Genomic DNA, 20,767 nt, shown 5'->3' on the forward strand with positions numbered 1-20,767 from the left:
AAATTTATGGAAAAAGAAAAAAATATCCCTACCTGCCTTATTGTAGGAAAGTATTACTTTCCATTTGAAGGTGGAATAGAGGACAACATTCGAAATATATCAACTAAACTAAGTGAAACCAATAATGTTAACGTATTATCATTTTCTCACAACGCATCCAATGGCGTAGAAATAATAGATGGGGTGAGGGTTATTAGATGCAAGACGCAAATTGTGTGGAAATCCCAGCCTGTAAGCATATCGTATGCAGCAAAAGTCTTGACAGAACCGGCTGATGTCATTCACTTTCACGCCCCCAACGTCTGGGGATCTTTATTTCTTTTTATAAGATTTAAAATACTTAAAAGTAAATCTCGTTTAGTTATAACCCACCATATGGATATATATGGCCGCCCAATACTCCGGTATTTTGCAAGATTCTTATATGACACTTTGGTTTCACACTCAAAGTCCGTCATAGTTACTTCATTAAAGAATGCTAAAATTTCAGAGGATTTACGAGTTGACTGCTCCATAGAGTCAATTCCCCTAGGATTAGATGTAAAGCGATTTGCCTTATCCAAGGAAATTGAAATCGAAGCTAGCGAGCTTCGCCATTCCCTAGGGGGCGGCCCACTAATCGCTTTTGTTGGAAGGCATGCGCGCTATAAAGGCCTAGACATTCTACTCCATGCTGTAGCGCAACTGCCCGATGTGCGGTTAATTCTGGCCGGCGATGGCCCCTGCACTGTACTTCTGCAAAAAACAGCGGCAGAACTGGGCGTTGCCGATCGCGTAATTTTTACAGGGCGCGTAACTCATGAAAAAAAAATGGCCATATTAAAGGCTGCGGATGTTTTTGCGTTTCCCTCCACTGAGATTACGGAAGCGTTTGGGATTTCGCAACTGGAAGCCATGATTGTCGGTACGCCTGTGGTTGCCAGCAATCTCCCAACCGGCGTAACCGATGTGTCTATTAACAATGTTTCAGCACTGTTAGTAGAACCCAATGACTCACATTCACTTGCCTCCGGATTAAATAAAATACTAGAAGATAAAAAACTCTCAACACGCATAGCGACTTGCGCCAGAAATAGGGTTTTAAGCATATTCAACAACGATATTGTTTCAAAAAAAGCAGCAGAGGTCATCGAGAGGGCCATAATTAAATAACCCTCTACATGAACACAACCACCCTAAATGTCGCAAGATACTTTCAATCAAGTGATATTGAAATAATTTTCGGCAATCATGATACTAGGTCGTAAACTCATAAACGGCACCATCAAGGTTTGAGGCAAAATGGCGCAGCGGCAGGAGGGAAGGCGCTTGAATATGTCGATATTTCAAGACTTCCCGACGCAGCGCTGGGCCATTTTGGGCAAACCCCGAAGGGGCGCCGTTTATGAGTTTACGACCTAAATTGTATATTCCGGTAATTTCTCAATATTGGAGCCGATAGCTTGACTGAATCTCCTGCAGCGAATGGCAATACCAAACTACCAGTGGTTATCCTATCCACTGCTGACATAGCTGCGCCAATTTGGACCAATAAGCAGCATATCGCCAGCCGCTTAGCTGCCGAACGAGACGTCCATTATATTGAGTCTCTCGGACTCCGCTCACCTAGCATCAGTGCCAAAGATTTGAAACGCGTGCTTAAGCGGGTGAGCGCCATTTTCAGTTCTCAAAAATTGATTGAAAATCAGATCATCCCGCCTCGGGCAGGGGTTGAGAAAATTCGCCTGTACGCGCCGCTCGTCATTCCTTTCCACGCTTTCGGAACCGTCCGGGCATTCAACCACCGCCTGATCGCTCGCAGCATTCTGCCGCGCCTGCCCGAACGCTATGCGCTATGGAGTTTCTCGCCGCTCACCTACGGGCTTGAGGATCGCGCTGCGAAGGTGGTTTATCACTCGGTCGATTTGCTCCACACTATCCCTGGCATTCCAGAACAGGCGCTGCTCAATGGTGAACGCCAATTGATCTCCCGCGCCGACGCGGTTATCGCATCAAGCAAAGGTGTCGCCGAACATCTCTGTACTCAGGGCGCACAGCCTCTGCTGTGGGAGAATGTCGCTGATATTGAGTTGTTCGTTCAAGCTCGTTCCGTAGTGCGCGAGCGGAGAGCAATCTTCGTCGGCAACCTCACGCCAGGCAAGGTCGATTTTAAACTCCTAGAGGCGATAGTCGCCAAGGGCGTGCGACTCGCGCTAGCCGGCCCCTCCGGTATCGACGGCACCCGGCGCGATGCAGCGCTCGACCGACTGCTACAATCTCCGCTAGTTGAATATCTTGGCGTGCTCTCGCAAGAGGCGCTGGCAGCCGAGTTGGGACGGAGTTGGATGGGCATCATCCCCTATCACGTCAACGATTATACGACGGGCGTTTTCCCGATGAAGGTCTATGAGTATCTTGGCGCCGGGCTCCCTGTAGTAGCGACCCCCTTGCCTAGTCTGGTTGACAAATCTATCCCCGACCTGAACGTAGTGGCGCAGTCCGATTTCGCCGACTTGGTTGCCGCGATCTGCACCGGCGCCCAGCCCATGCTCGATGGCGATTTCAGCGGTAACAGTTGGACCGCACGGCTGGAGCAGATCTGTAATCTGCTGGCTGTTGACAAGGAAATCGGCTGAATGGTTACCAAGGGTGGTCGTGACGTCCTCGCGCTGGTGCGGAGCTGGACCGCTTATGCCGCACTGCCAGCGGCCGGTATCATCACCGCGCCGATTCTGGCCCACGCGCTCGGCCCACAGGGACGAGGTCAACTCGCTGCAATCCTACAACCGTTGGCGCTGGCAAGCGCTGTCGCAGCGGTTGGTGTGCCCTCGGCCGTCACCTATTACATAGCGCGCAGCGGGCCTGCTGAGCAGATAATCCGTTCCGCCTTGAAGATCGCAGCAGTGATGACGTTGCTTGTCGGTGCCATTCTCATTGCCTATTCAGCGAGGTTAGCTGGAGAAATTGGCATCAATCGCATCACGATGCTGGCGATCTGGGCGCTGTTCCTACCTAATGCGCTAATCTCGATCCGGCGCGCCCATGTCCAAGGGCTCCGACAATATTTTACGCTGGATCTTGAGCGGGTGCTGATCGCGGGCGTACGCGTGGTGATCATCATCGGGCTGTGGCTCGCCGGGGTCCAATCAGTAACGATCTTCGCCAGTGCCTATATGCTTCCGGGGCTGTGCGCAGCGCTAATGCTGCGCCTGCCGCGCAATGAGAAAACGACCGAACCGAAAGAGGTGATCACTTTCACTTCGCAGGCGTTCCTAAAATATTCGCTGCTTTCCAGCTTCGGCACCATCGCCAATGCTATGAGCGCCCGCCTCGATCAGGCGCTCATGCCAGCAGTAGTGCCGGTGGCCGAGCTTGGTTATTATTCGGTTGCGGTGGCCGTCGCGGAGATTTCCACGATACTGACCCTGGTCGCCGCACGCAACGTTCTCGCCGAGGCCAGCGCAGGCTGGAGTGTCTGGAAGATCGCCAAACACGTGCTGATCGGTGGCATCGGGCAACTCGTGCTGATTCTCACGATCTCGATTTCGCTGCCCTATGTCATGCCGATCGTGTTCGGGGCGGATTTTGGTCCTGCGATCGGGTTGATACGTATCCTACTGCTCGGCACGTTCGTCAGTTATTGGGCGAATGTCGTGGCATCCTATCTGACCGGCCGCGGCCTGCCCGGCCGCGGCTCGTCCGGGCAGGCCGCGGCCGCTTTCCTTACCGCGGTTCTATTCTGGCTGCTGTGGCACCAGATGACGGCACTGACGGCGGCGTGGATCAGTGTCTGCTCGCAAGTCGCAGCGCTTGCAGTTTCGGTGTTATTCGCGGGACTGCTCCCACTACGCCGCCCCAAGCGTGCCCAGCCAAGCGATCCGCGCCTGGCGCGGATGCCGAAGCCAATCATGTTGTTTGATCCGCCGCGACTGTGGTTGTTGTCGACCAAGCTCTACCAGAACGGCAAGCCTCGGAGCGCGCGCATCATCAAAGCCTATTTGTTCTTCATCTTCCGCGCCGTGCTGCCGCCTGAGGCGGTTCTGCGCGGTAAACCCGAACTCGGGCATTGGGCGATGAACATCGTTGTTCATCCTAACGTGACGATCGGCGAGGATGTGATGATCTGGCACGGCGTCACTCTCTCCGTTTCGGATTCGCCTCAGGCCCCTTCACGCCTGGTGATCGGCGATCGCGTCGTAATCGGTGCTGGCACCGTCATTGTCACGCCATTCCATTCCGGACTGACCATCTGCAACGATGTGAAGATCGGCGCGAATTCGGTGGTAAGCCGATCGATCACCGAACCAGGTACCTATGTCGGGGCACCCGCCAAACTTGTACGATCAAGTGCCGAAGCATGATGCGCAACCAGAGCATATATATATCGGATGCGGCCATAACCACCAAATGGCATAAGGAAGCCACACGTCAGATGCGCCTGCTGTTCCTCACCCGCTCATTGCCCTTCCACCATGTCGGCGGCATGGAGGCGGTCGCCTGGGATTTGGCGCGCTCTCTCGCGGAACGTGGACATGACGTGGAAATCCTTACCACCCAAACTGCAGCCCTGCCCGAACGCTGCAAACGCGACGGCGTACGTATCCGTACGATGGACATCCGATCAGGTCGCTACTCTGCCGCCTATTGGCGACAGACTGCGCATCTGTTCGAAACCGAATATCGCAATAGCGTCGATCTCGTCCTAAGCATCGGCATGGGTGCCTATGCCATCGCCTTCACACGCCGCCACCGCGATAGCCCGCCGGTTCTGATGCAGTCGCACGGCCAAGCGTGGGGCGAGTTAATATCAAAGCTCAGCGTTCCCTCCCCAGTGTCATGGCTCAAGGCACCCAAGAACCTACTCGATCTAGCGCGGGACCGAGCCCTTCGCCATTTCGACGAGATCATAGCGGTCGGCCCGGCGGTCGAAGACGTGCTGCGCGCTCCGCCCACTCGCTGGTTGCTCGGCGACACACCAGTGACGGTGGTGGCGAACGGCATCGACGAACGGCGCTTCACCTTCGATGCTGCGGCACGGACCGCAGTCCGGACAGAGCTAGACATTGACTTGAACGCGCCGGCGGTGGTCTCTGCATGCCGCCTGCACGTCCAGAAGGGGCTCGCGGAATCGCTGAGCGGATTCGCGCGCGCGCGCCAAACCCGCCCTAACCTCGTCTATATCATCGCTGGTGCTGGCCCCGCCGAGGCGCGACTGCGCGAACATGCGGCACAACTTGGCATCGCTAGAGCAGTGCATTTTGTCGGACCTGTTGACCGTCAAACCCTGCCTCGCATGTTGAGCGCCGGTGATGTGTTCTTGTTTACCTCGAAACGGCGTGAGGGCCTCGCCCTCGGTCCGCTGGAAGCGGCGGCAACCGGCCTGCCCTGCATTCTCTCGCGCCATCTCGCCATTGCCGAACTCGACACGTGGCTGGTCGATCCCGACGATGCCAATGGCGTGGCCCAAGCGATCCTGTCCAGCCTACCCCCGTTCGGCACGGCCGACCGAGGCTCAAGACTACCATTCCGCTATTCCTTGGCTCACGCCACCACGTGCTACGAGGATTGTTTCCGAAGAGCCATAGATGTTGCTGGCAACTGGACATCTCGAAAGACTCGGGGCGTCTGACGGCATGAAATTGCGTATTTCAGAAGTTCGGGACAGCCGTTTCACAAAATCGCGGACAAGCGTTTCGCTAAATCCCGGACAGCTGGCGCAGTTTGGTCGTAGGTGCCTTGTTGAGGTTCAGGCTGTTATGATTTCGGCTTTCTCGGTGTCGGTCAAGAGGGGCGCTGCGCGGGTTTTGCGCATGCTGTCGCCTTCGAGCGTTATGCGGTGGGCATTGTGTACGAGGCGGTCGAGAATGGCGTCAGCGATCGTCGGAGCACCGATCATTTCGTGCCACAGAGGTGGCCTGGAGAATCTGCACACTGAGATAATTGGATTTTCTGCCTGATAGCAGCCAGGAAGGCTGCAAGACAGGAGCAGAGAATGAGCAGACGACCCCGGCGCAACCACAGCCCGGCATTCAAGGCGAAGGTAGCGCTTGCCGCGATCAAGGGCGAGGGGACGCTGGCAGAGCTGGCGCAGGACTATGACTTGCATCCCAACCAGATCACGACGTGGCGCACGCAGTTGCTCGAAGGAGCGGCCGGCGTATTCGGGTCGGAGAAGTCCTCGGACGAGCCCGCCGTCGACGTGAAGACGCTGCATGCCAAGATAGGCGAGCTGACGTTGGCGAATGATTTTTTGGAAGGCGCGCTCGGCAAGGCAGGACAAAGCGATGATCGACCGAACGCACACCTTACCGGTGAAGCGTCAGGCGAAGGAACTGGGGATCAGCCGGGGCAGTGTCTATTATCTGCCCCGGCCGGTTTCGTCGGAGAATCTCGCGATCATGCGGCGCATCGACGCGTTGCACCTGGAGTTTCCGTTCGCGGGAAGCCGAATGCTACGTGATTTCCTGCGCCAGGAGGGTATCGAGATCGGCCGCTGCCATGTCGCGAGCCTGATGAAGAAGATGGCGATCGAGGCGGTCTATCGCCGTCCCAGCACCTCGAAGCCGGCGCCAGGACACAAGATCTACCCCTATCTCCTGCGCAAGCTTCCGATCGTGAGGCCCAATCAAGTCTGGGCGACAGACATCAGTTACATCCCCATGGCGCGGGGCTTCGTTTATCTCGTAGCTATCGTCGACTGGTTCAGCCGCAAGGTTCTCAGCCATCGGATTTCGATCACGCTGGAGGCCGACTTCTGCGTGGAAGCGCTCGAGGAAGCCCTGGCGCGCTATGGCAAGCCGGAGATTTTCAATACGGATCAGGGGAGCCAATTCACGAGCCAGGCCTTCGCCGGCGTGCTCCGGCGCGAGGGTATCGCGATTAGCATGGACGGCCGCGGCGCCTGGCGCGACAATGTCGTGGTCGAGCGGCTGTGGCGCTCGGTGAAGTACGAAGAAGTCTACCTGCACGCCTACGCTTCGGTCAGCGAAGCGCGCAACGCGATCGGCCGATATCTGGGCTTCTATAACGCCCGGAGACCTCACTCGAGCCTCGGTGGGCGTCCGCCCGATCAAACCTACTTTGACAATCTGCCACAGGCCGTGGCAGCGTGAATTGGTCGCGACTTGCGGGGCGTCACTCCGGCCGGGCTACGCCCGACCTCCATGACGCCCCGCAGGCGGCAACTTGAACAACCAACCCGCAGACGATCCACTTATCAAACGTCAAAGGCTGTTCAGACGTAACCGTCCGATTGGGACCGCCTGCCTGATGGCGCGATAATCTCTTAAGAGACGGTCATAGCGACGTCGCTAACGACGTCTCTTGATCGGGGATTGCGATGAGGGTGGAGATACTGGGTCAGGAACGTCGGCGCCGGTGGACGGATCAGCAGCGGCTGGAGATCATTGGTGCCGTTGGCGTGAATGGCGCTACACTGACAGAGGTGGCGCAGCGCCACGATGTAACCCGACAGCAGATTTATACTTGGCGGTATGATTTGAAGAAACGCGGGCTCTTGGGAGCCGCCCCCGAACCTGTCTTTCTCCCCCTGGACTTGCCTGCCGTTCGAGCCCCTGAAGTTGCTTACGACCCTGGCCCAGACGCGACGTCCATGGTTGAGCTGCGCCTGACGAAAGGCCGGACTTTGCGCTTTGGAAGCGACATCGAGGTCATCTCCCTGGCACGGCTCATCCGCTGCGTGGAGGCGGCGTGATAGGGCCGGGAACTGGCGTGCGGGTTTACTTGGCCTGCGGCGTCACTGACATGCGCAAAGGCATCTCTGGTCTTGGTCAGCTGGCCCAGACGGTGCTGCGACAGAAACCGACAAGCGGCGCGGTGTTCGCTTTTCGAGGACGTCGCGGCGACAGGGTGAAGCTCCTGTACTGGGATGGGCAGGGATTTTGCCTGTACTACAAGGTCTTGCAGCGTGGCCGTTTTCCTTGGCCTTCCGCTGCAGACGGGACGGCGCGGCTGACGTCGGCACAACTCGCGATGCTTTGGGAAGGCATCGACTGGAGGCGCCCAAATTGGGGCGCGCCGCCTGCCCATGTGGGCTGATTTTTGTTCCTGAATCTACCTGTTTTCATGGATATTCCTGCCCCTGGCTGGTAAGCAGGATCATGCTGAGCGCGGCGCAAAATCTTCCCGAAGACCCAGCTTTGCTGAAGGCGATAATCGCCGACTTGCAGGCGGAAAACGCGAAGCTGGCGGCAACGGTCCGTGCACATGATCTGGTGGTTCAGGCCCTGCGTCTGCGCATTGCCAAACTGAAGAAACAGGCCTTCGGCAAATCCTCGGAAAAGATCGAACGCGAGATCGAGCAGCTGGAACTGGCCCTAGAGGACATTCTGGTCGCCGCGGCACAAACCGTCGCTTCGCCGAGTGATGTCGAAGAGGATGAGGCCACTGCGCACGTAGACAGTGCACGGGCCATGGCCCGGCGCCCGCGCGTTGCGCCTGACACCCCGCGCGAGCGAAAAGAACTCGACCCGGGCAGCGCTTGTCCCGATTGCGGGGGCCAGTTACGCCTCGTCGGCGAGGACGTAAGCGAAATCATCGAAATGATTACCGCCAAGCTGAAGGTGATCGAGGTCGCGCGGCCGAAGAAGTCCTGCCGCGGCTGTGAGAAAATGGTGCAGGTGCCGGCTCCGAGCCGCCCGATCCCCGGCAGCATGGCCGGAAGCAGCCTGCTTGCCTACGTGCTCGTCTCAAAGTTCGACGATCACTTGCCGCTGTACCGGCAGAACGAAATCCTTGCCCGCATGGGCGCTGACATTCCCCGCAGCACGCTGGCTGACTGGTGCGGCAAGGCGATGCGAAGCCTGCAGCCCTTGATCGAGCGTATTGAGGCATCGGTCCTTGCCAGCACCGTCATCCACGCCGATGATACACCGATCCAGGTGCTGGATCACACAAGGCGGGCCAAGGGGCTCGGCAAGGGCGTGAAGCAAGGCAGGATCTGGGGTTATGTCTGCGATCAGCGCCCGTGGAACGGGCCGGCACCGCCGGGTGTGGTCTATCGCTTTGCCCCCAACTGGAAGGCGGAGCACGTGCAAAGCCACCTTTGCAATGCGAGCGGCATTCTCCAGGCCGACGCCTATAAGGGATATGCGAAGCTCTATGAGCCCGGCGCGGACGGCGAACCGCGCTTCCGGGAAGCTGCCTGCTTCGCCCATTGGCGGCGTGACTTCCACGACATCTGGAAAGCGAACAAATCCCCGATAGCGCGAGAAGCCCTCGATCGCATCGGCCAGCTGTACGACATTGAACGCGAAATTGTCGGGAAACCTGCCGATGTTCGGCGTGCCGTCCGCCAGGAGCATAGCAAACCCAAACTCGAGGCGTTGCGCGCCTGGGCCGAGCAGCAACTCACCCGCATTCCCGTCAAGGGCGACTTGGCCAGCGCTATTCGTTACGGCTTGGGTCGCTGGCAAGCCTTCTCATTGTTCACCGAGGACGGGCGCGTCGCCATCGATAACAATGCCGCTGAGCGAGCCGTCAGACCTATTGGTCTAGGAAGACGCAACTGGCTATTCGCCGGCTCCGAAGCAGGCGCTGAAACACTGGCGCGAGCCATGACGCTTATTGAAAGTTCCAAGATGAACGGTCTTGATCCGCAGGCTTATCTCGCCGACGTGCTCGGCCGTATCCATGATCACAAGATCAACCGGATCGAGGAATTGCTGCCTTGGAAATGGGTGCCCTTGGTACCGTTGGCAGAGGTAGCCTGATGGCCACGATCACCCATGTGCACACACTGGCCTATGCTGCCGAAATGCTCGGCGAGGACGTGGAGCTGTTGCAAGCCATCATCCGGAGCGGCGACAATCTGACATACGGCAGCATCATCAGCGTTTACACTGGCCCCGATGAGACCATTACGGCGCTCACCGACGACGGCGTCGACGAACTGTCAGATATGCTTCGAGAAGCACGCCGCACCACCCAGACCTGGCACGGCTTCCTCGATGACTTCGTTGACGATCCCGAACTCGCCACTCGCTTCAAGGCCCAACCACCGCGGTAACAATCGGACGGTTACGTTCAGACGAGCTGGGCCACTTCTATATCACCCTCCTGCCGCTGCCGCCCAAGTGCCCCGAACTCAACCCCGTAGAAAACGTGTGGCAGTTGGACACCTCGAAGAACCGCCTGATTTCGGCATGATGGCGGCGTGAAGGCTCACGAGGGAAGTATGATACCAAAACCTGTGGAATCTGACTCACGGAGGGTATGCGGCCGGGGCATGACGTGATTCACCATCGCAAACGGTTGGAGTTTTGCGATGGCAGCGCCGGTCAGACTTCGAGGTGATTTCAGTTCTGCGCAGGTTCGGGCCTTTGCTCGCCGCGCCAAGGATGCAGACCAAGTTCGCCGTCTGCTTGCGATTGCGACGATCCTAGACGGCGGCAGCCGAAGCGAGGCCGCCAAGGTCGGCGGGGTCACGCTGCAGATTGTCAGGGACTGGGTGCTGCGCTTCAACGCGTATGGCCCTGATGGTCTCGAAACCCGCAGGGCGCCGGGGCCGGATACCATCCTCGACGACTGCCATCGACGCGCGCTGGCCGAAACCATCGAAGCGGGCCCTATTCCTGCTGTTCATGGTGTGGTTCGCTGGCGGATCATCGACCTCGTCTGCGGATTCCGAGGATCGCGCGCATATATTCCGATCTGATGCCGCGCAGCGTTCCGATTTGATCGCGCGCAGGTGAAGCACCTGATCGTTGTGTGATGATGTCATCGTGTTTGTGTCGCGGTCAAGCCGCGGCTGCGGCGTGATGACGACGCATGGATTCGCCGGTGAGTTCGAGCCGGTGGGCGTTGTGAACGAGGCGATCGAGGATGGCATCGGCGTAGGTCGGATCGCCGATCAGGTCGAACCAGCGGGCCACGGGGAGTTGGCTGGTGACCATCGTCGATTTGCGTCCGTAGCGGTCTTCGAGGATTTCGAGCAGGTGGTGGCGAGCGTTGCCGTCGAGCGGTTCGAGGCCCCAGTCATCGAGGATGAGGACGTCTACCCTGGCGAGGCTCTTCATACGCGCGGCGATGCGACCATCGCCCTTGGCGAGCGAGAGGTCGTCGATCAGCCGCGGCAGCCGAGTATAGAGGACCGAGCGATTGTCGCGGCATGCCTTGTGGCCGATGGCGCAGGCGAGCCAGCTCTTGCCGACCCCCGCTGGCCCGATGATCGCGCAGTTCTCATGGGCAGCGATCCAGTCGCCCTTGAGCAGCATATCGAAGAGGCGCCGGTCGAGGCCGCGCACGGCGCGATAATCGACGTCCTCGGGCACGGCATGGTGGCGCAGCTTGGCATGACGCAGGCGGAGGGCAAGACGCCGGTCGTTGCGCCAGGTCGCTTCGTGATCGAGCAGCAGGGCCAGCCATTCGCCGTGACTGAGGCTGGCGGCATCGCCGTTGCTCTCCAGTTCGGCGAACGCATGGGCCATACCGGTCAGACCGAGCTGGTTAAGCTGCTCAAGTGTCGGGTGTTTCAGCATTCACAGGTCCTTTCAGTGATAATATCCGGAGCCCCGGATGTTGGTGTGGAGGATCGGCTCGCGCTCCGGGGATTTCGGCGCCGGGATCCTGTCGAGCCCCTTCTCGAGGATTGATTTGACCGAGGGGTAATTGCGCGCGCCGATCTCCAGCGCGCGCAGCGCGGCCGCCTCGAGGCGTTCAGCGCCGAAGCGCTTGGCAAGGGCGATGATGCCCAGGCACGAGCGGTAACCCTGCTCGGGATGGGGCCTATCCTCGATGATCTTCTCTACCAGCAGCGACAGCATCGGCCCGATCCGCGCTGCTTCCTCGCGGATCTTCGCCGGCGTCCATTCCCGGTAGCGCCTGTGGCTCGACGGCATGTGCTCCGGGATCGTCGTGTGCCGCCCGTTGCCGGACCCGCGCATGTGCACCGCGATGCGCTCGCCATCGAGGAAGATTTCCACGGTGCGCACGGTGAAGCGGGCCTCGACCTCGCGGCGGGCAAAGCGCCAGGGCACAGAGTAATGATGGCGGTCGAGCGCGATGTGGTAGTCGAGCCCGACCCGGCACCGCTTCCACTCGGCGTGAACCCATGGCTCCGCCGGCAGCGGCTTCAGGTTCGGCGCGTCGATTTCCTCGAACAGCTGGCGCCGCGTCTTGCCGAACTGGCGAAGCACGCGCCTCTCGTTGAGATCCGCAAGACATTCGGCGATCGCGGCGTTGACCTCGGCCAGGCTGTAGAAGATCCGGTTGCGCAGGCGCCCCAGCACCCAGCGTTCGACAATGCCGACGCAGGCTTCCACTTTCGCCTTGTCCTTCGGCTTCCTCGGCCGCGCCGGCAGCACCGCCGTGCCGTAGTGGCGCGCCAGGTCGGTGTAGCCGCGGTTGACCATCGGGTCGAAGTGGCAGGCCTTGATCACCGCGACCTTGGCGTTGTCGGGCACGAGAAGCTGGGTGACGCCTCCAAAGTACCGGAACGCGGCATTGTGCCCCTCGACCCAGTCAGGGAACTGCTCGGTCCAGGTCGCACAGGCGAACGACAGGCTCGAGCCGCCCAGCACCGCCACGAACAGATGGGCACCGCGCACCTCGCCGGTACGGCGATTGACCACGACCGGCACCGTGTCGCCGGCATAGTCGACGAACATCTTCTCGCCGCCGGCGTGGCTCTGGCGCATGACCAGCGGCAACCGGCCTTCCCAGCGGCGGAACAGATCGCACCATCGGCTGTACCGATAGCCGTCCGGGTGCGCGGCGTAGTATTCCTCCCAGAGGACCTGCAGCGTCACGTGCTTGCGCTTCAACTCACGCGCCACCACCGACCAGTCCGGTTCCGGCTGCTTGCGCCGCCCCGGCTTCACACCGGACACGCCATAAAGGCGCCCCTCCAGATCGGCGTCGGTCATCTCCGCCGGAACCGGCCAGGTCAGTCCCGACCACCCGAACCGCCTCAACGTGTCGCGGACCGTCGTAGGCCCAACGCCGACCCGCTCTCCAACCACCCGTGTCGAAAGCCCCGCATCCAGGCTCAAACGCAAAATCTCGCGCACATGGCGCATCGCTACCCTCCTCGTCGGCATCCATTTCCTCCGGCCGTTATCCGACCGGCGAAATGGCCCAACGATCAGGTGCTCCCCACCGCAAACTGCGCGCGATCATCTCGGAATGCTGCGCGGACAATTCTCGGAACGCTGCGCGCGATCATTTCGGAATCCCGCGCGCCTTCAAATCGGAATGCTGCGCGCGATGACCTCGGAATCCGCAACCTCGTCCAATGGCTATGGGAGGAGTTCGAAATCTCGATCAGCAAGCAGGCGCTGGGGCATGAACTCCGGACCATGGGCTATCGCAAGCTCTCGGCCCGGCCACGCCATCAGGGGCAGCGCCCTGAAGATATTGCCGCTTTTAAAAAGCCTTCCCCGCCCGTCTGGCGCAAATCCGAAGGCGCCTGCCCAAAGGCACCCCGATAGAACTGTGGTGGCAAGATGAGGCCCGGATCGGGCAGAAAACGCAGATCACCCGACGCTGGGCCAAGCGTGGCACCAGACCCGTTGCGCCCCGTGATCTACGCCGGGCTTCGGCCTGGATCTTCGGCGCAATATGTCCTGCTGAAGGGAAAGGTGCGGCGTTGGTCATGCCACGCTGCAACAGCGAGGCCATGGACATGCATCTGGCAGAAATCAGCAGCCAGGTCGCACCCGGTGCTCACGCCGTGCTCATGCTCGATCAAGCCGCGTGGCACATGTCCGGCAAACTCGACATTCCGGCCAATATCACCCTCCTGCCGCTGCCGCCCAAGTGCCCCGAACTCAACCCCGTAGAAAACGTGTGGCAGTTCATGCGCGATAATTGGCTCTCGAACCGCATCTTCTCGTCCTACGACAACGTCGTCGATCACTGCTGCCACGCCTGGAACCGCCTCATCGATCAGCCATGGCGCATCATGTCAATCGGGTTACGCCAATGGGCGCATGGGTCATGATCAGAGAGTCTTGGTATGAGCCTCGGTTTCGGGGTCTGATCTGCTGATTTTCGTCGGGGAGGCGCCTTCACAGGCCATCTTTGGCGTCACGCGGGCGCAATTCGCCCCTCGAGCCAGGCCAGGCGCTGGAAGTTATAGGCAAGGTTGGTCATGCCGATCTTGATGCGGGCACGAGCAATACCGATGGTGCGCACCACCAGACCCATGCGGTGCTTTTGCCCGGCAAAGACATGCTCGACGGCGGAGCGGACCGCCGACCGCTTGGCATTGGCGCGTGCAATACGCTCAGGCATCGCTCGGCGGTGCGGCTTGCGCTGGTGGATGTGGCTGGTGAACATGCCCTTGGCGAGAAAGGCTTCGTTCTTCTTGGAGCGGTAGGCCGTATCGGCCCATACCCCCGAGGCCGTGTTGTCCGGACTGATCAGCGCCGGCAGCCTTGCGCCATCGTGGGCATTGGCGGCGCTGGCATCCCAGGTGCGGATCAGGCCATGCGCCCGGTCGATGCCGATATGGTTCTTGTAGCCGAACATCGGGATGGCCAGATCGACCGGCTTGAAGGCCTTGGGGTCCGCGCCTTCTTTGACCTTGGCCTTGGTGTACTTGACGCTCCAGCGGTAAGCGTCCGGTTTCTCCCGTCATTGAATTGCGCCCCCTTGCCGGCTTTGCTAAACCGAAGCATAAATCCAGTCATGCCCGCATGGCTCGCCCTTATCGTCATGACGCTCAGTGCATGGGCCACAGTGATGTCGTTCCGCGCGAATAGAGAGGCCAAGCAAACAGGTCGCCTCCGATTCTTGTTCTGGCACATCCCTGGTTGGGGGGAGCGCGATCGTAATCCGACTTTTTTCAAGTTCGCTTTGGCGCAGGATCATTACAGAACCTTCTTTTTTGGTCTGCTGACTATCGTGACTGGAGCGTTTTTCCTTGAGGCTATCGGTGTGATCTATTGATTGAGACGAAGGACCGTTCCCACCAAAATCAGCCGCTAATTACAGTGGCGCCGACCATCGCCAAGGCAGCAATTCGTCGATCCGGTTGATCGGATGCCCGTTGCCGATGCGGTCCAACACATCAGCAAGCCATTCCTGCGGATTGACGCCATTGAGCTTGGCCGTCTCCAGCAGCGAAAGCATGGAAGCGGCGCGCTCACCTCCGCAATCGGCGCCAGCAAAAAGCCAGTTTTTGCGGCCCACGGCTATGCCCCGGAGGGCATTCTCCGCCGGATTGTTGTCGATCTCCAGCCTGCCGTCCTCGGTGTAAGAGAGCAACTGCGGCTTCAGCCTCACTGCATAACGCAGCGCTTCGGCTAGCGGTGATCGGGCCGAGGCCTTGGACAACACATCGTCGGCCCAGGCGAAGAAATCCAGCGCCTTGAGTTTCGAGAGTTTACGAGCCTTGCGACGGAAATCTGCTGGCTCACGCACGATCTGCCGCTCGACATCGTAAAGTTCGCCGATCATCCGCAGCCCCTGAAGCGCGGCCGAGTTCGGGTCTGCCTTGTAGACATCGTTCAGTTTACGTCGGGCATGCGCCCAGCAAGCAACGGGCGTGATCGGCGCCGGTTTGCGGTCACTCGCGTAGAGACGCTCGAAACCGGCATAGGCATCGGCCTGCAGGAAGCCTGCAAAGGCCTTGAGATGTTCGCGCGGTCGCTCGCCCTTGCGATCGGGGCTGTAGCGGAACAGCGCTGCCGGCTTATCCAGATGGCTCCATCGTCGGTTATCGCGAAGGTAGACTCATAGTTGCCCCGTTGCCGTCTTCCCGGTCCCCGGCGCCAGCACGGGAACGGGTGTATCGTCGGCGTGGAGCTTCACGCTGGCCATGACGTGATCGGCGATCCGATCGACGATCGGTTGCAGCAGCCAGCTTGCCTGACCCAGCCAGTCCGCCATCGTCGAGCGGCTGATCTCGACACCCTCTCGCGCGTAGATCTGCGATTGGCGGTACAGAGGCAGGTGATCAGCGAACTTGGAAACGATGACGTGGGCCAGCAGGCCGGGACCAGCACGGCCGTGCGGCACGGGAAGCGCCGGGGCCGGCGCCTGGCTGATCATATCGCAGCGGTTGCAGGAAAGCTTGGGCCGGACATGACGGACGACGCGGAAGCGACCGGGGACATACTCCAGCACTTCGGTCACGTCCTCGCCGAGCTTGCCCATCGTGCCCCCACAGGCGGAGCAGCCGTCGGCATCCGGTGCTGCATGCATAACCTCATCGCGAGGAAGGTGGTCGGGCAGTGGTGCACGGCGAGGCTTGCGAGGGGCAGTCCTGGCCGGGGCTTCTTCGGGCACATGGCCGTCGACCACACACTCGGCATGGGCATGCTCGGCCTCGAGATCCTCCAGCGTCAACTCGAGCTGATCGCCTTGAAGAGCAAGGCGCTCCGACGACTGACCGAACTTCATGCGCCGGAGGCGGGCCAGTTGGACCTTGAACTTCTCGATCTGAAGCGCCGTCAGCAGAATCGAGTTCTGGGTGGTCTCGAGCTTCTCGCGGGTCGCGTCATGGGCCGCCCGTTCCGCCTCCAGTGCCTGCTCCGAAGCCGCCAGACGTGCGCGCATCGCCTCCGCAAAAGCGCGCAATTCTGCGGGATCAACAGGGAGTTCGAGATCGTCGGGAGACACGCTTCCCGATAGCAGAATCCGGCCTTCCGCCCAAGCAGAAAGCCCGGAAATGCGGCGATTATCGCGTCAAATCTGCTCCGGCAGGCGGGGCGGATCGGGGGGCCACTGTGCGCCGCCAATCCATCGCTTCGATCAGCAGCGCAAACTGCGCCGGGGTCAGCACGACACCGCCTTCGATGAGCGGCGGCCATACGAAACGGCTCCGTTCCAAACGCTTGGCGAACAGGCAAAGCCCGGTGCCATCCCAGTGCAGCGCCTTCAGGTAATTGCCGCTCTTGCTGCGAAACAGGAAGACATGCCCGCCGTAGGGCTCGACTGCGAATAGCGGGCGGACCAGCGCCGCCAGCCCATCGAAACCGAGCCGCATGCTGACCGGCTTGCTCGCCAGATAGACCTTCGTTCCGGGCGCAAGCGAGATCACGAGACATCCCGGAATGCTCGCAGCACTCGGGCCAGCGCCTTCTCGTTGACGTAGCTGTCCACCGACAGGCGAACGCCGCTGGGCAAATCTATGTCTATCGCGCCGGGGCGCGCACCTGGATGGGGGCGGATGAGTTCCTCCGACACTGATGGCACCGGCGGCGAAACAGGTCGCGGCGCCTTCTGGGGTTCAGGCACCGCTGGCGCAGCTGCGGGCTCCGTCGTTATGATCGCGCCGTAGGGAATGAACTCAAGCGCCTCACTGGCAATGGCTGCTGCCTGGCGGCGCGCCGACCGCCAGTTATAGATCAGGCTCTCGGCAATCTCATGGCGCTCAGCCACCTGACGGACCGATACGCCGTCCGCATCTGCCTCGGCAAGGATCGCCGCCTTCTCGGCATCCGAAAACTTCCTGCGCCGTTCGGTGCGCGCGATGATCTCCACCCGATCCTTCACTTGGCCTCCTTCTGGAGTCCAGAAAGAGACTCCTTAGCGGAGGTCCATCAGCGCCAAGCCGAAATGCCGCAACACGCGGGAGGCCGTACGCTTACCTCCAGCGGGCATCGCGATCCTTCTGCCGGATCTTCGCAGGGTTATCCTGCCAGCGCTCGGGGATCCGGCCCTCCTTGATGGCCGCCTTCTCCTCCTCGGTGTTCCGCTGCTTCGGGGCTGGCACCACGGTGGCGTCGATGATCTGCCCGCCCATGGCGAGGTAGCCTCGGTCGGTCAGCGCGGCATCGAAGCGGGCAAATAACCTGTCGATCGCCTTGGCCTTCACCAGACGCTCCCGGAACAGCCACACCGTCGTCGCATCGGGCACCGTGCCGTCGAGCCCGAGCCCCAGAAAGCGCTGGAATGAGAGGCGGTCCTTGATCTGGAACTCGGTCGCTTCGTCCGATAGCGAGTACAGCGCCTGCAGCACCAGGATCTTGAACATGAGCACCGGGTCGAAGGCTGGGCGGCCACTCTTGCCGCGAGGACTACGACGCAGCGCAGCGACCAGCGGGCCGCGGAAAACCTCGAAATCCACAACCGCCGCCAGACGCTCCAGCGGATCGCCCGCCGCGCTCAACGCCTCATATCGGTTCGAAAGATCGAAGAAACCCGGCTGACCTGCCATCATCGCCTCCGCTATCGCGTAAAGGCAGTGAATCACTTCAGGCCGTCAGGCGCCACGAGTTTTTCGAGGTGTCCAGCTTGGTATAAGGGGTCACGTCAACTCCGCCGCAGTGCTGCCACCCACGGGCCGCGGAAAACCTCGAGGTCGGCGACAGTCGCAAGCCGTTCAAGCGGATCGCCTGCAGCGCTCAACGCCTCGTATCAGTCCGAAAGATCGAAGAAACTCGACTGTCCCGCAATCATCGCCTCCACCGTCGCGCAAAGACAGTGAATCACCTCAAGCCGCTAGGCGCCAGCGGTTTTTCGAGGTGTCCAATTGTTCGGTTCTTCGAGGTGTCCAATTGTTCGGTTCTTCGAGGTGTCCAACTTGCGGAAATAGCCCATCGCGAGGATGAAAAACAACATCCAGAACAAGTGACCTTCGCCACGTATCCAGATGATACCGACCATTGCGTTGACGATATTGGCCATTACCATCAACGCAAATATCCTCGCGTTATAACTATTTGTTCGCTTCGGCAGCAACCCCCAGAAAATCATGCCGTAAATACAGATTGCACCTGTGAATCCAACAGCATAAAGTATCTGCAGAATAGCATTGTGAGGCTCTTCACGACCATTTAACCAGTTGGGTGCAATGTAAAGAAAATTCCCAAAACCATAGCCAAAAATTGGTCGTTGAACAATTAAATCCCAAGCATAGCTCCATAGCCATAGTCGCGCACTTGCAGAGGACATCTGCCCATTACCAACTTCATTGAGCGATAACAATCTTTCTGTCTGCGCGTGGAACAAGCCCATCAATTGTATTATGAAAATTGCTGAAAAAACAAACACCACAGAACAAATTATTATTACGATTGAGCGCGAGTTTTGGCGAACACGTAACAAAATAATAAAACTAAATATAATTTCAACCACGAATGAAGACCGATTTCCTATTAAAATTGTCACCATTATTTGCAGTAAATACATAGGAATATATTTTATTTTCTTATTCTGCAACGCACACCACAAGGAACTCAGCGAGCTAAAAACCAAAAGGGCGCCAATGTAATTTTTATGAACAATGTTCCCGGCTATATATATATAGTACTCTTCAGGTCCGTTTGAGGCATACTGCCCACGTAGTATTTGCAGCACAACAAATGCCGAAAGAAAAGATCCAGATATTGCAATTACACTCTCTATAGGCATGCGCCCAACATTCCGAATGTATTGCGCCTTAGCAATCATTAAAGAGAATGGTATAATGCACAGAAAAACAAAATACTTAAACAAAGCACCAAAATCGACGCTATTACCACCAACAATGGTGCATACAATAATAATCAAATATGATAGCGAGGATATTATTAATATCCTTAAATCTCTCCCGTTAACAACTCCCCGGCGAGACAGCAAAACCCCAAAAGAATACACCGCCATCAAAGAAACAGAGACATCCACCGGGCTAATATAACCCACTGGAGTTCCAATAGATATTGGAACAAAGCATAAAATTATTGAAAATAATAACAAGAACTTCATTTCAAAAATTCTTTCTGAATTATATTACGTCAAATGCACTGGAAGATTTTTTCCTCTCCCAATTCTCGGAGTAAATTCCATAATCCTCATCGTGTCCACTGTCCTTTAACTCATAAAGGCACGCAGCCAAATAGCCCTGTTCGCGGGCGATGCGCAGAGTATTCTTTATAAGAATATTTTGACCTTCCTGGCTAACCACGTCCAGATCATTCCCGGCGGTTCTCCAACCAAACTCAGTAATCATAATTGGTTTTTTTGAAAAATCCCCATAATCAAACCAATTTTTTATATTTTTAAGGAACGAGTTCGTGCGCAATAAAATATTTTCGACAGACCCCCCTCTCACATACGGATGAACAGAAATTATATCTATATAAATTCCCACATCAGAATTTATAAATTTCCTCATATAATTATCCATAGAAGGATTGTCATTAAATCTATTAAGAGTGAACGCAGAAAAACTCCCTGCTAAAACTTTATTTTTAGGATCAACCTCATGAATCACATCGCTTGATAACCTAATTATATCAAGGTAACGCTCAACACTAGTATAACTTGTCCCCCCATTCCTCGTATCCCACTCATTCCAAATTTCATAATAATCAATTTTTGACTTAAAATGGGATGCTACAAATTTGACGTACCTTACGAATGCCTGGACAGCCTCGAACGATATTGGCTTATCCCCGTTGTCATAGAAACTATTTCCATAATCTAAAATTATAATACTTGACATGCCCAGTGAATTAATACGATTGACTATATCATCGAATCTATCCGGCATAACCAAAACGCCCTTGGTAACCTCCACAGATTTCCATGGCAGGTCCCATCGTACAAATTTAAAGGTGCTACGCGACAAAGCTGCAAATGTCTTGTCTAGCTCTTGCGGGGATGCACTCCAGAGGTGTGCACAGACCCCTACCGAAAACGGTTTAGTAGCGCCGTGCGATTTTTTACCCCAATTTAAAGTAAATGCCCCAAAATAACCAAACACCACCCTCCTTAAAAAGGTTCGCCTTCCGCTAATATAATTCATAATCTTGTTCCTAATTCAGCGTGATTATGGCCAATAACCTGATCCAACATTGTCGATCAATACTGGCATGTTGAGCCTTATCTGCGCGATCAA

17 protein-coding genes and 6 pseudogenes are annotated in these 20,767 nt (G+C 57.8%); 12 read left to right on the plus strand and 11 right to left on the minus strand.

The window, feature by feature from the left end; all coding sequences use genetic code 11:
• The first annotated feature begins 6 nt into the window (after nt 1–6).
• The 4 genes from CA833_RS03210 to CA833_RS03225 all read left to right on the plus strand — a co-directional run bounded on the left by CA833_RS03210 (nt 7) and on the right by CA833_RS03225 (nt 5,608).
• Nucleotides 7–1,152 (plus strand): glycosyltransferase, encoded by a 1,146-nt coding sequence (locus CA833_RS03210; RefSeq protein WP_242526359.1) that lies wholly within the window; start codon nt 7–9, stop codon nt 1,150–1,152.
• A 290-nt stretch (nt 1,153–1,442) separates the two neighbouring features.
• Nucleotides 1,443–2,615, plus strand: a complete 1,173-nt coding sequence (locus CA833_RS03215; RefSeq protein WP_207079228.1) for a glycosyltransferase — start codon at nt 1,443–1,445, stop codon at nt 2,613–2,615.
• Nucleotides 2,616–4,340: an oligosaccharide flippase family protein gene (locus tag CA833_RS03220; RefSeq protein ID WP_207079229.1), complete on the plus strand. Its 1,725-nt coding sequence runs from the start codon at nt 2,616–2,618 to the stop codon at nt 4,338–4,340.
• 71 nt (nt 4,341–4,411) lie between these two features.
• Nucleotides 4,412–5,608 carry a glycosyltransferase family 4 protein gene (locus CA833_RS03225; RefSeq protein ID WP_207079230.1) on the plus strand — a complete coding sequence of 399 codons (1,197 nt, stop codon included), beginning with the start codon at nt 4,412–4,414 and terminating at the stop codon, nt 5,606–5,608.
• Nucleotides 5,609–5,725: 117 nt separating this feature from the next.
• Here CA833_RS03225 and CA833_RS03230 read toward each other — a convergent pair.
• Nucleotides 5,726–5,884, minus strand: a pseudogene (locus tag CA833_RS03230) (ATP-binding protein); the annotation flags it as partial.
• Between the two features lie 87 nt (nt 5,885–5,971).
• On the opposite strand from CA833_RS03230, the gene CA833_RS03235 reads away from it, so the two are divergent.
• The 6 genes from CA833_RS03235 to CA833_RS03260 all read left to right on the plus strand — a co-directional run bounded on the left by CA833_RS03235 (nt 5,972) and on the right by CA833_RS03260 (nt 10,654).
• A protein-coding gene (locus CA833_RS03235) for an IS3 family transposase (protein ID WP_370584538.1) occupies nt 5,972–7,091 on the plus strand; the annotation gives its coding sequence in 2 pieces (ribosomal slippage) (nt 5,972–6,226 and nt 6,228–7,091; 1,119 coding nt in all).
• Nucleotides 7,092–7,318: 227 nt separating this feature from the next.
• The gene (locus CA833_RS27270; protein ID WP_370584539.1) at nt 7,319–7,693 is read left to right on the plus strand and encodes a transposase; all 375 of its coding nucleotides are present in this window, start codon (nt 7,319–7,321) and stop codon (nt 7,691–7,693) included.
• 17 nt (nt 7,694–7,710) lie between these two features.
• Nucleotides 7,711–8,037: an IS66 family insertion sequence element accessory protein TnpB gene (gene tnpB, locus CA833_RS03245; RefSeq protein WP_348635608.1), complete on the plus strand. Its 327-nt coding sequence runs from the start codon at nt 7,711–7,713 to the stop codon at nt 8,035–8,037.
• Between the two features lie 62 nt (nt 8,038–8,099).
• Complete coding sequence (locus CA833_RS03250; protein ID WP_207079232.1) at nt 8,100–9,710, plus strand: IS66 family transposase; 1,611 nt, start codon at nt 8,100–8,102, stop codon at nt 9,708–9,710.
• A complete protein-coding gene (locus tag CA833_RS03255) occupies nt 9,710–10,006 on the plus strand; it encodes a hypothetical protein (protein WP_207079233.1) in 297 nt (98 codons plus the stop codon). Before CA833_RS03250 ends, CA833_RS03255 begins: the two co-directional genes overlap by 1 nt.
• A gap of 258 nt (nt 10,007–10,264) precedes the next feature.
• Nucleotides 10,265–10,654, plus strand: coding sequence for a helix-turn-helix domain-containing protein (locus CA833_RS03260; protein WP_207079234.1), 390 nt, complete (start codon nt 10,265–10,267; stop codon nt 10,652–10,654).
• An 82-nt stretch (nt 10,655–10,736) separates the two neighbouring features.
• Here CA833_RS03260 and istB read toward each other — a convergent pair whose 3' ends face one another.
• Nucleotides 10,737–11,477, minus strand: a complete 741-nt coding sequence (gene istB, locus CA833_RS03265) for an IS21-like element helper ATPase IstB (protein WP_207079235.1) — start codon at nt 11,475–11,477, stop codon at nt 10,737–10,739.
• Nucleotides 11,478–11,489: 12 nt separating this feature from the next.
• The gene (gene istA, locus CA833_RS03270; protein WP_207079236.1) at nt 11,490–13,016 is read right to left on the minus strand and encodes an IS21 family transposase; all 1,527 of its coding nucleotides are present in this window, start codon (nt 13,014–13,016) and stop codon (nt 11,490–11,492) included.
• A gap of 204 nt (nt 13,017–13,220) precedes the next feature.
• Here istA and CA833_RS03280 point away from each other — a divergent pair.
• Nucleotides 13,221–13,939: pseudogene (locus tag CA833_RS03280) on the plus strand (IS630 family transposase); the annotation flags it as partial.
• Nucleotides 13,940–14,025: 86 nt separating this feature from the next.
• Here the strand turns inward: CA833_RS03280 and CA833_RS03285 are convergent.
• Nucleotides 14,026–14,559 (minus strand): annotated as a pseudogene (locus CA833_RS03285) (transposase); the annotation flags it as partial.
• A gap of 69 nt (nt 14,560–14,628) precedes the next feature.
• Between CA833_RS03285 and CA833_RS03290 the strand changes: the two are divergent.
• Nucleotides 14,629–14,889, plus strand: coding sequence for a hypothetical protein (locus tag CA833_RS03290; RefSeq protein WP_207079238.1), 261 nt, complete (start codon nt 14,629–14,631; stop codon nt 14,887–14,889).
• A gap of 39 nt (nt 14,890–14,928) precedes the next feature.
• On the opposite strand, the pseudogene CA833_RS03295 reads toward CA833_RS03290, so the two are convergent.
• From CA833_RS03295 to CA833_RS03325, 7 genes and pseudogenes are all read right to left on the minus strand, one after another.
• A pseudogene (locus CA833_RS03295) lies at nt 14,929–16,563 on the minus strand (IS66 family transposase).
• Between the two features lie 58 nt (nt 16,564–16,621).
• Nucleotides 16,622–16,984 carry an IS66 family insertion sequence element accessory protein TnpB gene (gene tnpB, locus CA833_RS03300; RefSeq protein WP_207079239.1) on the minus strand — a complete coding sequence of 121 codons (363 nt, stop codon included), beginning with the start codon at nt 16,982–16,984 and terminating at the stop codon, nt 16,622–16,624.
• Nucleotides 16,981–17,439: a transposase gene (locus tag CA833_RS03305; protein WP_207079240.1), complete on the minus strand. Its 459-nt coding sequence runs from the start codon at nt 17,437–17,439 to the stop codon at nt 16,981–16,983. Before CA833_RS03305 ends, tnpB (CA833_RS03300) begins: the two co-directional genes overlap by 4 nt.
• A gap of 97 nt (nt 17,440–17,536) precedes the next feature.
• Nucleotides 17,537–18,103 (minus strand): annotated as a pseudogene (locus CA833_RS03310) (transposase); the annotation flags it as partial.
• A gap of 101 nt (nt 18,104–18,204) precedes the next feature.
• Nucleotides 18,205–18,342: pseudogene (locus CA833_RS03315) on the minus strand (IS5/IS1182 family transposase); the annotation flags it as partial.
• Between the two features lie 45 nt (nt 18,343–18,387).
• Entirely contained in the window at nt 18,388–19,632 is a 1,245-nt protein-coding gene (locus CA833_RS03320) for an O-antigen ligase (RefSeq protein WP_207079241.1), read from the minus strand.
• A gap of 19 nt (nt 19,633–19,651) precedes the next feature.
• Complete coding sequence (locus tag CA833_RS03325) at nt 19,652–20,674, minus strand: glycosyl hydrolase (protein ID WP_207079242.1); 1,023 nt, start codon at nt 20,672–20,674, stop codon at nt 19,652–19,654.
• Nucleotides 20,675–20,767: the final 93 nt, after the last annotated feature.

The sequence above is a fragment of the Novosphingobium sp. KA1 genome (genome assembly GCF_017309955.1).
GTDB lineage: Bacteria > Pseudomonadota > Alphaproteobacteria > Sphingomonadales > Sphingomonadaceae > Novosphingobium.